Genomic DNA, 14,763 nt, shown 5'->3' on the forward strand with positions numbered 1-14,763 from the left:
AGGAAAATATAATGAAGATAGTAGCTGGATTAGGATGTATTGATGATTATATAGCATTGGTGAAAGCAGGAGCAGATGAAGTATTTTGTGGTTATGTTCCTTATGAGTGGAATAAAAAATATGGTAATTTGTTTCCTTTAAATAGAAGAGAAGTGCTTTATTATAATATTCAGATAAGTTCTTTTGAGGACATGAAAATACTAAAAAAAATGGTTGATGTATATAAGGTGCCGGTAAGTATAACTTTTAATTATTTATATTATATTGAAGAACAATATGAAATGATAGCTAAAATAATAAAAGATTTAATACAGGTTGGATTTAATAATTTTATTATAGCAGATATTGCACTTATATTATATTTGAAAGAAAACCATATAAAATGTTCTATACATTTAAGTGGAGAATGTGCTGAACTAAATAGTTTTTCAATTGATTTTTTTAATAAACTAGATATATCTCGTTACATATTTCATAGAAAAAATTCAATTGAAGATATGAAATCATGTATAAGTAATAATAAAGTAAAAAATCTAGAGTATGAAGCATTTATTTTAAATGAGAGATGTCATTATACTGGTGCTTTTTGTAATTCTCTACATTGTGATGAGATGATACATTTATGTAAAATGCCATATTATTTATCAAAAGTTAGTAAAGATATAAATAATTTTAAAGAAGTTGATAAGAAAATTGAAAGTTATTATAAAGAACCAGATGATAATGAAGAATTTTATATGAAAAATGAATTCGATATAGAAAATGAAGATGAAACAGCAGATTCTTATATTTTTGGAGAGACAGGCTGTGGAGTATGTTCTTTAAACAGATTAAAAGAAGCTGGTGTTACACATTTAAAAGTAGTTGGAAGAGGAAATTCAATTAATAATATGGAAAAGGATGTACAAAATTTAAAAAAAGCTATAGATATGCTAGATAATATTCAAGACAGTAATACGTATGAAAAAGAAGTGAAAAACAAATTATTTAGTGGTAAATGTAGTGGACAATGCTATTATAATTAAATTCAATAAAATTCACTTTAATTCAAATGGGAGATATGATATTAACAAAGTTGACATTTTTCTTTTAGATGGAATTAAAGCTAATGAAAAAGGAATTTATAGATATGGTTATACACTAACATAATTTTATATTGATGAATAATGAAAAGTCCTTGGAGTTAAGGGCTTTTTTGTTTTTTTAAACTTAAAATATTAGATGAAAAAAATATATACTTCAAATTAATAATAGTCAAAAGGTATGTTTATAATAATTTGTATTATAAATATATCTATATGAGTGATAATGTTATGTTATTAAATAATAAAGTTAATAATTATAAATTTAATACAAATCTTTATAACATAAAAACAAACATGAATTTATTAGTAGGATGAATTTAGTGGAATGAATTTTAAAAAATAATACATAATAAAACTAGAAACTAAATTTATTACTAACTAGAATAGGATATTTTAATAAATTCATGATGTAATACATATTTGTTGTGCATCAAGAAAGTATATTTCTTTCATAGTAAACCTATTAGATGAATATAGAGTAAAAAAATAAACTAAGGAGAATAATATGTATTTATTAAGAAGAGTATTAAAAATTATAACAACTTCAATTATAATTTTAATTATACTAGCAAGCAACAGTAGAAAAGCTATAAGTATTACCAAAGATATTCAAACAAGAGACCTTATTAAAGTAGCTGTACTTGCAAAAGATCTTGCTAATGATGATTATCTTATAAAGATATGTAAAGATTTCGAAGAGATTGAAAGAAAAAATCAAGGCAAGATTAAATTTACCTGTTATGATTCAAAATCTAATTTAGCAATACAAAATGAAATTATTGATAAAGTACTTAAAAGTGGTATTGATCTTATATTACTAGATACAGCTGATACAAGATATTTACAAGAAACTATTAATAAAATTAAGATATATAATGTTCCGGTAATCGTATTTAATAGAGAACCACTTACAATGGAGGCTATTAAATCTTATCCAAAAGCTTTATATATAGGAACCGATTCAAAACAATCTGGAATAATGCAAGGAGAAATGCTTATTGATGAATGGAATACTAATAAAGAGCTGATTGATAGAAATAAAGATAATACAATGCAATATATTATGTTACAAGGTGAACGTTATAATAAGGTGCCAATCGAAAGAACCAAATATTCTGTTTTAACACTTCAACAAGCTGGAATACAAACAGAAGAACTTGCGTCAATAGTTGGTCAATGGGATTTGGAATTAGCTAAAAGTGAAGTTAAATCATTGCTTTTAAAATATGGAAACAGAATTGAAGTTATAATATCAAACGATGATACAATGGCACTAGGAGCTATTCAAGCGTTACAAGAATTTGGATATAATAAAGGAGATAAAACAAAAACAATTCCTATTGTTGGAGTTGATGCAGTGCCAGAAGCTCGAGAATTGATTGATAAAGGAATGATGCTAGGTTCTGTTGTTCATGATCCAATTGATTTGGTTGACGCTCTTTATAGTGTAGGTATGAATTTAGTTAATAATATAAATCCAGTTGAAGGTACTAAATATAAGCTTGATGATACAAAAGTTTCAATACATATTCCATTTAGAGGTTATATACAAAATATTAAAGGTTATGTGGAAAACAAATAATAATCACAAATATATAAGTAAAGTCTATTCTTCATTTAAATGCGTTAAAGATAAATAGCATAAAATTAAAATTAAAGAAAATCTCCTGTTATTTGAAATGCACCAAATATTAGATATAAAAATCTAATATTTTAAGGTGCATTTTAAATGAAAAAATATTCTAGTATAGTTATCCATTTAGAATTTTAAAACATAGGGATAAATATTTTTATTTATGTTATACTATATGCTGTGAATTGGATTTTTATATGGAATTTTGTCGAATATATTCCATTATAGAAAGTCTAAGGAAAAAATTAAAACTTATAGACAATTGAAAGGGGCTTTAAATGAAAAAAATAGGACTAGCAATTCAAATTCTTATTGGACTTACACTAGGTATTATAGTAGGAGGTGTTTTCTATGGTAATCCAGTTGTTGGGTCATATTTACAACCATTTGGGGATATTTTTATTAGATTAATCAAAATGATAGTTGTCCCTATCGTATTTTCATCACTTGTTGTTGGTGTCGCTGGTGTAGGTGATATTAAACAAGTGGGTAAAATTGGTGGAAAAACAATACTTTATTTTGAAGTGGTAACTACAGGTGCCATTATATTAGGTTTACTAGTAGCAAATTTATTTCATCCAGGAACTGGGGTAAATATTCAGGAACTTTCAACAATAAGTATTGATAAATATATAAGTACAGCGGAAGCAGCAACTAAGCATGGCTTTATGGATACATTTATAAATATTGTTCCGACTAATATTTTTGATTCACTTGTTAAAGGGGATTTACTTCCTGTTATATTCTTTTCAGTTATGTTTGGCTTAGGTGTTGCTGCAATTGGTGATAAAGGAAAACCTGTTCTTGCTATTTGTCAAGGTGTGGCTGATGCAATGTTTTGGGTAACCAATCAAATTATGAAACTTGCTCCACTAGGGGTATTTGGTTTAATAGGTGTAACAGTTTCTAAATTTGGACTAGCTTCATTGATTCCATTAGGAAAATTAATTATTACTGTTTATGGAGCTATGATTTTTTTTGTACTTGTTGTGCTTGGTTTTGTGGGAAAAATATTTGGAATAAGTATTATGGCACTTATAAAAATTTTAAAAGATGAAATTATTCTCGCTTATACTACAGCAAGTTCTGAAGCAGTTTTACCAAAACTTATGGAAAAGATGGAGAAGTTCGGATGTCCAAAGGCAATTACATCATTTGTTATTCCAACAGGATATTCTTTCAACTTAGATGGATCTACATTGTATCAAGCTATTGGAGCACTTTTTATTGCACAAATATATGGAATTCATTTACCGATTGCTACTCAAATTAATTTAGTATTTGTATTAATGCTTACTTCAAAAGGTATGGCAGGAGTGCCTGGTGCATCTTTCGTAGTTTTACTAGCCACTGTAGGTTCAGTGGGTATCCCAGTAGAAGGAGTAGCTTTTATTGCTGGAATCGATCGTATTGTTGATATGGCAAGAACTACTGTTAATGTAATTGGAAATTCATTGGCTGTTGTTGTTATATCTAAGTGGGAAGGAAAATATAACTCTGAAGAAGGAGAAAAATATTTTGAATCTATTAAAAATGTAGCGTAATTAAATAAAATAAAAAACAGAGATAGAGAAGAAATATTTAATACATAATTAAGACGAACATACAGTCTTCTTTTACGGAAAATATGCATAATATTAGGAAAGGTTATTTTCTTTATATATGACTTAAGTTTAATCTCTTGTCCTTATAATCATAGTGAATTTATGTTTATAAGGACGAGAGATTTTTATTATTATCTCAAAAATAATTTGTGCAAGTTTGTATAGATAAATCAGATATAATTTATGAGATAAACTTTATGCTTTAGTAAGATTAAGAAAGTAATTTTTACTTGAATTCTTTATAATTTAGTAATAGGTACAAATACTTCTATAAAATGATAAATTTTCTTAATATGTTACATGAATAATAGTTAAATATATGTTTATAATAATGTAGATTATAAATATTATGTATAGGGATGATGATTATGGAAGCTTTAGAAAGAGTATATTCATATGTATTTAAAAAAATACTAAAAACTATAAATCCTGTAAAGAAGAGAATAATGAAAGCTGAGTGTATAGTTCATAAATTTATAAATATTCAGTCTTTGGTAATATTAGAAAATGATGGAAATATGGAGGCCTATAAACTTATGAAGTCATATATAAATGATATTAATGCGGGAGTAGTTTGGGCAGATCAGGATTTAAAAAGTAGTAATCATTTTTATAATCCACATAGGGATGAGGGGTTATATGGTAATAGTGATGCGAAAAAAGAATGTGTATCTTATTATATTAGGGCACTAAATGAATATTTTCATGGAAATATTAAAGGTTCAATGTTCTATTTAGGTGCTACTTGTCATTTAATTCAAGACTTAACAGTTCCTCAGCATGCTAATGTTCACTTATTAAATGACCATAAAAGTTATGAGAATTGGGTAATTAGAACTCATAAAACTTATAATGAATTTAAAATAGAAAAAGGGGGTATATATTTTAATTCCTTAAAACATTATATTGATTTTAATAGTAATAAGGCCATAAATGTATATAGAAAGTATTCTTGTGTGCCCAATAAGCAGATTAGATTTCGTATGATTACTTTAAATGTTTTAACAATGGCTCAAGCTACTACTGCTGGTTTGATGTTTAAGTTTTATAAAGATATACAAAGAGTTAAACCTCTTATAGCTAAAAAACATAAAAAGCATTTTGAAAACATATTAAGCAAGTTACTATAGTAGATATATTAATTTTTCTAGAAGTTAGATTTAGAAATTAGATAAAATTATAAGTAAAAATAATAGTTTTATAATATTAATTAAGTTTAGATAGTTACTAATGCCTTGCTTTGCTTCAAAAATTAAACTCATAACAATATAGAAAAACGTATTGTTGTGAGTTATTTTAGTTTATAGGCATTTAGAGAAAAAAAGAATACTTATAGTAACTTTAAGAAAGAATATATATAAGTTAGAATTATTAAATTATGTTTTAACAATTAATATAATAAAATTTAGAAAGAATTAATAGGAATAGAATGAATATCTAATTTAGATAATTATTTCACTAATTTTATTTAGTTTTAAATTGATATTGTTACTTTGTTATAAATGTTTTTAATATTATGATAAAAATGCTTTTCGATTTTGATTAAAGTAAAAAAAATGTTGCAACTTTATTAAAAATATATTAATATATAACAATAAAAGTTAAAAGTTCAGATGAAGATAGCGGGAGAGTAATGGCTATGGCTGTTCACCGAAGAAGTAAATCTTTCAGGTACCTATTTAATTAGAGATGACCGCTATTGGATGAACCCTTGGAGAGACTCGAAATAGAGCACCGAAGGAGAAAGTTGTAAAGGCGAAACTCTCAGGTAAAAGGACAGGGGACAGGTAACATATCTTACAAAAGTAATATATTATTAATTACTTCATTTAGATCTTATCTATTCCCATTTGTATCTCCAATTATAAAATATTTACATAAGAAAAGGTATATTTTAGTATATGCTTTTTAACTAACATGGAGGGATAAAATGGATAAATCAACAAAAGTATTTACTTCAATCTATTCTATAGTATATGGAGGGTCCACTTTTAGTGTTACTGATGGAAACTGGAATCTATCTAATTGGGTGTCTAGGATTAACTGAAAGTTTTTGATACATCATTGAAATAGAAAGTTATATCTCAATGATTAAATAAAAACTTTAGAAAGTTGTGATTACAGTAAAACAGATAAAAAACAGTAACATTCAGAAAGGCGGGATATATATGTCAGAGAATCAAAATTTATCGAGAGGATTAAAGAATCGTCATGTTCAATTACTTGCAATTGGAGGGGCTATTGGTACAGGGTTATTCCTTGGTTCAGGCAGGTCTATTCACCAGGCAGGCCCATCTATTTTATTTGCTTATATGATAACAGGAGTAATTTGTTTTTTTATTATGCGTGCCCTTGGGGAATTATTACTTTCTAATTTAAACTATCATTCTTTTGTAGACTTTGTACATGATTATTTAGGGAACGGAGCAGCATTCATTACTGGGTGGACATACTGGTTCTGCTGGATTTCACTCGCTATGGCTGATTTAACTGCTGCAGGACTTTATATACAATACTGGTTTCCTAATATAGCTCAATGGGTTCCAAGTCTTATAGCTCTTGTAATTTTACTAATTATGAATCTTACAGCAGTTAAGTTATTTGGAGAAATGGAATTTTGGTTTGCTTTAATTAAAATTGTTGCAATTTTATCACTAATAATTATTGGTATATTTATGATTATTAAAGGTTTTTCTACAGATGCTGGTGTATCTAGTTTTACAAACCTTTGGAGTCATGATGGTTGGTTCCCAAATGGGGTAAGTGGTTTTATTCTTTCATTTCAAATGGTTGTATTTGCTTTTACTGGAATCGAATTAGTTGGTTTAACAGCTGGTGAAACTGAAAATCCAGAACATGTTATTCCAAAGGCTATTAATAATATTCCAATTAGAATTATTATTTTCTATATCGGAGCACTTACTGTTATTATGAGTATATACCCATGGAATTCAATTAATCCAGATAAAAGTCCATTTGTACAGGTATTTGCTGCAGTAGGAATAGCGGCAGCAGCAAGCATTGTAAATTTTGTTGTACTAACATCAGCTGCATCTGCTTGTAATAGCGGTATATTCAGTACGAGTCGTATGGTTTATTCACTTGCTAAAGAAAATAATGCACCTGAGTCAATGAAAAAATTAACTTCGCATCAAGTACCTTCTAATGCTATAATGTTCTCTGCAACTGTTATTTTGATTTCAGTTATTCTTAATTATATTATGCCAGAAGGGGTATTTATACTTATTACCAGTATATCAACATTTTGCTTTATTTTTATTTGGGCAATTATAGTTATCTGTCATTTAAGATATCGTAAAGTTAATCCTGAACTTGCTGCTAAAAGTAAATTCAGAATGCCACTTTATCCAATTGCTAATTACATAATTTTAGCATTTATTACGTTTGTTATAGTTGTATTGGCACTTAATAAAGAAACTCGTGTAGCATTGTTTGTAACACCTGTATGGTTTATAATGCTTGGATTGATTTACAAGATACTTAAAGCAAAGAAATGTTAAAAAATTAATAAATATAAAATATATACATATGGTATTTATAATACCAAAGAGATTTATAAATTATTTTGAATAAATATAAAATAGATGAAAAATTATTTATATCATTTATATTGGTAATTTGTTAGATTATAATATATTACTAAGTAGAGATATTTTAATAAAAGATTAGATAAATTTAAGAAGATGATTTCTAAATTAAACAGGAATCATCTTTTTTAATTATAAAATTTAAAATAAAAATATATATTTATATATAAGTTATATATTTTCAGATTAAAGATAATACTTTAAATTAATTTTTATTTTCAGTATAATATTTTAAGAAATGATAAGAAAAGTTACAATAAAAGTATTAACTAAGTAGTTTTAAATGGAGAGAGAATATGACAGATTATTATAAAATATTGGGTGTAGAAAAAAGTGCATCAAAAGCAGAGATAAAAGAAGCATATGAAAAGCAAGTAGAAAAAATAAAAAAAGAAGTAGTTAATGAAAAACGACTTAATGAATTTTTAAAGGTATTTGATCAGGCATATGAAGCTTTAAATAGTTTAGAAGGAAGTCAATTTGATAAAGATGAAACATTAATTATAAATCCTAAAGATGTGCAAAAAGAATTAGATTTTAATAATGTAAGCAATACTTATAAAGCTAAAAATAATCCAAGAAGTAAAAGAAAAAGTTCTAATATTCAAAAGAATAATTTTACTTCCAAAGGAATTTCGAAAAATAAAGATAAAAAGAATAAGTATAATGATGATAAATTAGAAAATGATAGAAAACAAAAAGAGAGTGAAAAAACGCCTAAAAGTGATAGTGGACAAATATTTGATTTATTTATGTTGCCATTTAAAATATTAGCATTACCATTAGTAGTGATATTATCAGTAATAATATTATTATTTCAAATAATAAATGTGGTTTCATGGATAGCATCTAAATTATTAATAGTAGGATCTATATCAGTAGGAGCAATCCATTTATATCAAGTTAAATTAGGACAAACTATAAATTATAATATATTAATTTTAGCTGTGTCAGTTTTATTAGCATCATTCTTTTTGCCTTACATATTAAACTTTATGTTAAAGGTATTACAAAAATTAAATAATGTATTGAAAGATTTTGTTTTTTAATTAAGTAGATAAGAAAAAAGAAGCTTGATATAATGTTTTTTCAGAATATTTATAAAGGAGTTAATTATTAATGAAATATTATTTAGCACCAATGGAAGGAATTACGGGATATGTATATAGAAATTCTTATGAAAAATTTTTCAATAATATTGATAAATATTTTACCCCTTTTATTGTTACAAACAAAAGTAAAAGTCTTAAAACAAAAGAATTAAGAGATGTTTTACCTGAAAATAATAAAGGGATGAATATAGTACCACAAATACTTACTAATGATTCAGAAGGTTTTATTCTTACTTCAAGAAAATTACAACAATTAGGTTATAATGAGGTTAATTTAAATTTAGGATGCCCAGCAGGTACAGTTGTTTCCAAAAACAGAGGGTCAGGATTTTTAGCAAAAAGAGAAGAACTTGATAGGTTTTTAGAGGAAATATTTAAAATTGATGATATGAAGATTTCTATAAAAACTAGAATAGGAAAAGATAGTTCAGAGGAATTTTATGAGTTAATAAAATTATACAATAAATATCCTATAGAAGAATTAATTATTCATCCTAGAACACAAAAAGATTTTTATGGGAATAAGCCTAATTTAGAGGTATTTAAAGATGCATTATCTTTAAGTACTAATCCAGTATGTTATAATGGAGATATTTTTACTAGTGATGATTATAATAAATTAATAAAGACTTTTCCAGAAGTAGAAACAGTAATGTTAGGAAGAGGTATATTAGCTAATCCAGGCTTAATGAATAAGATAAAAAATAATACTGATATAGATAAAAAAGTGTTAAAGGATTTTCATGATGAAATTTTTAATAAATATAGAGAATTATTTAATGAAGATAGAAATGCAATTTTTAGGATGAAAGAATTATGGGGATATATGATTTATATATTTTCAGATAATAAAAAATATGCTAAAAAAATAAAGAAAGCACAAAAATTAAGTGATTATAATGAAGCAGTTTTAAGTTTATTTAGAGAACAAGAAATTATAGAAGGGGCAGGATTATTTAATAATCAATGTTAAGTAGAGTTATTATGTAAAGACAAATATATGAGAATATAATAAGTTATTTAGATAGTTTATAATTTTATAACTTTTAAGAAAGTTTTAGATGTTAGAATAGGATTATAATATAAAAAATATATTCATTGTATAGTCAATAAAGATATAAGAATTTTAATTTGTATTCTTATATCTTTATTTTTTACTTTTTATAAAATGATATTGTTATAGAAATTGTATAATGTTAACTAAATAATTGGACTATGTTTTAAAATAAATTATATGATGGTAAACATAAAATTATAAGAAACAGTTTAGTACAAGGATTTGGATTTACTTATGAACTGACAAATAAAACATTAAAGCTTAATAATACTGAATTAGAATATTTTTTTTATTAATACAAATGCTAAGATTAATAATTATATTAAAAATGTATTTGGGAGGAATTAAATGAGCATTTTAAAAAAAATATTAATATCTATTATGATTCTAATAATAATAATAATTCTACCAATAGGAGTTTTAAAAAATAATGTATGTGCTAATTCAAATTTTACTCAAGAGACCCCAGTTAAAATAGCTGTATTCTCAGATAATTCTAATGCCATGTACATTTCTTTACTTAAACAAAATTTAGAACGTATTGAAAATGAAAATAAAGATAAAGTTAAATTTACTTTTTTTGATGCAAAAGATAACCAAAGTTTACAAAATGAAAGTATTGAAAAAGCTCTTACAGAAAAATATGATCTTTTTATTATAAATTTAATTAGTCATAATTTAGAAGATGTAGAAAGTACTTTAATTAAAGTTATGAAAAAAAATATTCCTTTTATTTTGAATCCAGATCCAACTGAAGAAGTAAGAAACTTGGTTAAAGGATATAAGAGATGTGTGATTGTTGGGGCAGATTTTAAGCAATCTGGTACTATGGAGGGAAAAATACTTGTTAATGAATGGAATTCTAATAAAGAGTTAATAGATAAAAATCATGATAATGTATTGCAGTATGTTATGTTAAAAGGTAGAATCGGTAGTCCATTAACATCTTTAAGAACAAAGTATTCCATTTTAGCACTTAATGAAGCTGGAATAAAAACAGAAGAGATTGCTTCAGTTAATTGTGAATGGATACAAGATTGCGCTAGAAATTCTATTGAATCTCTGTTTCTTAAATATGGTAACAAAATAGAAGCTATAATTTCTAATAATGATGCGATGGCAATTGGTGCTGTCGAAGCTTTACAAAAGTACGGATATAATAAAGGAAACAAAGAAAAAACAATCCCAGTTGTAGGGATTGATGGTATGCCAATTGCTAAAGATTTAATTCAAAAAGGGTTTATGACAGGTACTGTTGTTTTAGATCCCCAAGAGCTTGCTGAAGCGCTCTATTCAATTGGGATGAATTTAGCAACTGGTAGACCACCACTTGAGAATACAAACTATAAATTTGATGATACAGGATTTACAGTTCATTTAAATTATAATGAATACACAAAGTAAATATGAAAGTTTAATCATTCTTAAATTGTAAGAACATTAACTATTTTATAATATATTTTAAAGATGTTATATTAGCAAAAGGAAATGATTAAATTAAAAAATATAAAGATAATATAAAATTTATTAAAATAGTTTTAAAACTAAGCCAACTGTTTAGATAAAAATTCTAAATAGTTGGCTTTTTTGTATAGTTTATTAAATATCAATTATATAGTAAAAAAATAATTTAGACAAAAAAATAGTATACTAAAGATAAAGAATTTTATTATATTTGTTAATAAGAGATTTAGTAAATAAAGTATAGTATAGCTCTTTAATAGACATAAATAATGATTTTAATACAATAGAAAAGAAATTTCCTTATATAAATATATAGTCATAAAAATAGTTAAAATGTTGAAGAATAAAAATCTAAATATGGGATTTATTGACTGGGAAATGTTGGAGTGGTATTCTATTTGTATAGAATACCAAAGAAAATGATTACGGTGAGTTCTCATGCAATAAAATTAAATACTAAAAGAAAGGATAATTTTTATGAAGAAAAGAAATTCACTAATTCTAATTTCAACATTATTAATGATATCTATTATGCTAGGAGGATGTGGACAAACATCAAAACCTACGACTGCAAACAATAAACAGGATAAGTCTTTATTAATTTATTGTTCTGCAGGTTTAAAAAAGCCTATGGATGAAATGGGTAAAAAATTTGAGGAACAAAATGGTGTTAAAGCCGAATTTACTTATGCCAATGCATCAGATCTTATAGGACAAATGGAAATTTCACATAAAGGAGATATTTGTGTATTGCCTTCAAATAAGGACTATGAAACAGCAAACCAAAAAGAATTAACATTAGACAAAAAAGATTTAACATATCATATACCAGTTATTGCTGTAACTAAAGGAAATCCGCTTGATATAAAAAGCTTACAAGATTTTTCAAAGTCTAGTGTTAGAGTTATTTTAGGAGATCCTCAAACATCACCATTAGGAAAATTAGCTATGAAATTATTTACGAAAGTTGGTATTCAAGAGGAGGTAAAACCTAATGTTGTTTCAACTGTTTCAACTGTAAATGAAATAGTGACATACCTTTCAATGAATAAAGCAGATGCTTCAATTATTTGGGAAGATAATGCTCTTAATGCAGGTAAAGATATAGATTGTGTTCAAATTCCAAAGGAACAAAATTCTGTTGAAAAGGTAAATATAAGCACTCTAAAAAGCTGTGAAGATAAGGAACTATGTCAAAAATTTATTGATTTTACTAATTCAGATGAAGGAAAGGCTATATTTACAAAGCATAATCTAAAACCTATTGAATAGTATTTGGATTGTAAATGTTTACTTAAAGTATTGAGAGGCTAATTAATGAGACTTAATAAAAATTTTAAAGACATTTTTTTTAAAACATCTATATGTATATTTCTTTTTGCTTTTGTATTATTTATAATTTTTGCAATATTGGGTGTATTACTAAGAGGCATTCCTAATTTAATAGAAAGCCTCTTAGACAAAGAAATTCAATTTGCAATTAAGTTAAGCTTTTTTACATCAACTATATCAACAATAATTTGTCTGATATTTTCAATACCTATATCGTATGGACTAGCTAGGTTTAATTTTTGGGGTAAAAAAATTATAAATGCAATAATACAAATGCCAATTTCAATTCCACCAATTGCATCAGGAATAGCACTTTTACTGTTATTCACTACAAAGCCGATAGAGAATACAGTTGCTAAATTGGGAATAGATCCTGTTTTCTCTATATATGGAATAATAGTAGCTCATTTTTTTATTAATACTCCATATATGATAAGAATTTTAAAAGTAACTTTTGAAAGTATTAATCCTAAGTTAGAATTTGTTGCTAGAACACTTGGTTATAGCAGTTGTGAATCATTCTTTAAGGTAACGCTTCCTTTAGCTAGAAATGGGTTAATTTCAGGGGTTATAATTGTATGGACTAGTGCATTAGGTGAATTTGGTACTGCACTTATGCTTGCAGGCGCTATTCGTATGAAAACAGAAACCTTACCAGCAGCAATATTTTTAAATTTAGCTGGTGGGGAATTAGATAAAGCTTTAGCAGCAGCAACAATATTAATAATTATGTCTATAGTTTGTTTGTCTGTTTTTCAATTATTTGAAAAGAGAAGTATAGAAAATATTAAATAATACGTAAAAGGGGTTATTTCATGCTTAAATTAGAGCATATTTATAAAAAACTTGGTAACTTTATACTTAAGGATATAAGCTTTGAAGTAAAAGAAGGCGAATATTTTGTTATATTAGGACCAACGGGATCAGGGAAGACTATAATTTTAGAAACCATAGCTGGAATTTATAATCTGGATAAAGGAAGTATATACATAAATGATAAAAATTTAAGCAATGTTCCGCCGGAGCATAGAAATATAGGATTTGTATATCAAGATTATTTGTTATTTCCTCATTTATCTGTAAGAGAAAACATCCTTTTTAGTTCTAAAGTAAAGAGTATGTCTAAAAATAGTGCAGAACAGACTTTGATTGATATATGTGAAATGCTTAATATAAAGCATTTATTAAATAGAAATACATCTATGTTAAGTGGAGGAGAACAACAACGAGTTGCCTTTGCAAGAGCTATTATTACTTCTCCACAAATATTATTATTGGATGAAGTTAGCAGTGCACTTGATCCTTGTACTAAAGAAGTTTTTCAACAAAATCTAAAAAAGTTGCATAAAAACCTAAATACTACAACTATTCATGTTACTCATGATTTTAATGAGGCGTTGTATTTAGCAGATAGAATAGCAGTTATGAATAATGGAGAGATTCATCAAATTGGAACTCCTGAGGAAATATTTAAACATCCCGCATCAGAATTTATAGCTAACTTTACAGGATTCAGTAATTTATTTAAATGTAAAGTAAGTGATGGAATAGCAACTTTATTAAATGGAATGAAGTTTGTTGTTAAAAGTAGCAAAACAGTTAATGAGGGATTAGCAGCAGTACGTAGTGAAAACATTTTTTTATTTTTAGATTTTAAAAATAAAAGCTTTGAAAATACATTCAAAGGTAGAATTATTGAAATCATTAATCAAGGTTTTATAAAGAAAGTTATAATTGATATAGGAATTGAATTAAGTTCTTTTGTAACAGAAAAATATATTGAAGATTTAAGGCTAAATCCAGGAAAAGAAGTTTATGTTGGAATTAAAGATAGTGATATACAAATTTTGTAATATAATCATGGGGGT

General features: G+C 25.9%; 11 protein-coding genes and 1 riboswitch. All 11 genes read left to right on the forward strand.

Annotated elements, in window-relative coordinates:
* Positions 1 to 11: 11 nt before the first annotated feature.
* Positions 12 to 1,025 carry a U32 family peptidase gene (locus ACYUET_RS00345; protein WP_460277037.1) on the forward strand — a complete coding sequence of 338 codons (1,014 nt, stop codon included), beginning with the start codon at positions 12 to 14 and terminating at the stop codon, positions 1,023 to 1,025.
* A 565-nt stretch (positions 1,026 to 1,590) separates the two neighbouring features.
* Positions 1,591 to 2,667: a galactose ABC transporter substrate-binding protein gene (locus tag ACYUET_RS00350; protein WP_460277038.1), complete on the forward strand. Its 1,077-nt coding sequence runs from the start codon at positions 1,591 to 1,593 to the stop codon at positions 2,665 to 2,667.
* A 329-nt stretch (positions 2,668 to 2,996) separates the two neighbouring features.
* Positions 2,997 to 4,262, forward strand: a complete 1,266-nt coding sequence (locus tag ACYUET_RS00355) for a cation:dicarboxylate symporter family transporter (protein WP_460277039.1) — start codon at positions 2,997 to 2,999, stop codon at positions 4,260 to 4,262.
* Positions 4,263 to 4,690: 428 nt separating this feature from the next.
* On the forward strand, positions 4,691 to 5,452 hold the full coding sequence (locus tag ACYUET_RS00360) for a zinc dependent phospholipase C family protein (protein ID WP_460277040.1): 762 nt from the start codon (positions 4,691 to 4,693) through the stop codon (positions 5,450 to 5,452).
* Positions 5,453 to 6,023: 571 nt separating this feature from the next.
* Positions 6,024 to 6,112, forward strand: a riboswitch (glycine riboswitch).
* Positions 6,113 to 6,490: 378 nt separating this feature from the next.
* Positions 6,491 to 7,843 (forward strand): amino acid permease, encoded by a 1,353-nt coding sequence (locus ACYUET_RS00365; RefSeq protein WP_460277041.1) that lies wholly within the window; start codon positions 6,491 to 6,493, stop codon positions 7,841 to 7,843.
* A 383-nt stretch (positions 7,844 to 8,226) separates the two neighbouring features.
* Positions 8,227 to 8,979, forward strand: a complete 753-nt coding sequence (locus tag ACYUET_RS00370) for a DnaJ domain-containing protein (protein WP_460277042.1) — start codon at positions 8,227 to 8,229, stop codon at positions 8,977 to 8,979.
* 70 nt (positions 8,980 to 9,049) lie between these two features.
* Positions 9,050 to 10,015: a tRNA dihydrouridine synthase gene (locus ACYUET_RS00375; protein WP_460277043.1), complete on the forward strand. Its 966-nt coding sequence runs from the start codon at positions 9,050 to 9,052 to the stop codon at positions 10,013 to 10,015.
* A gap of 432 nt (positions 10,016 to 10,447) precedes the next feature.
* Positions 10,448 to 11,503: a galactose ABC transporter substrate-binding protein gene (locus ACYUET_RS00380; protein ID WP_460277045.1), complete on the forward strand. Its 1,056-nt coding sequence runs from the start codon at positions 10,448 to 10,450 to the stop codon at positions 11,501 to 11,503.
* A 537-nt stretch (positions 11,504 to 12,040) separates the two neighbouring features.
* Positions 12,041 to 12,835, forward strand: coding sequence for a molybdate ABC transporter substrate-binding protein (modA, locus tag ACYUET_RS00385; protein WP_460277047.1), 795 nt, complete (start codon positions 12,041 to 12,043; stop codon positions 12,833 to 12,835).
* Between the two features lie 45 nt (positions 12,836 to 12,880).
* Entirely contained in the window at positions 12,881 to 13,690 is an 810-nt protein-coding gene (locus tag ACYUET_RS00390) for an ABC transporter permease (protein WP_460277048.1), read from the forward strand.
* Between the two features lie 20 nt (positions 13,691 to 13,710).
* A complete protein-coding gene (locus tag ACYUET_RS00395; protein ID WP_460277049.1) occupies positions 13,711 to 14,748 on the forward strand; it encodes an ABC transporter ATP-binding protein in 1,038 nt (345 codons plus the stop codon).
* Positions 14,749 to 14,763 lie beyond the last annotated feature (15 nt).

Source organism: Clostridium sp. CTA-5 (assembly GCF_054768135.1).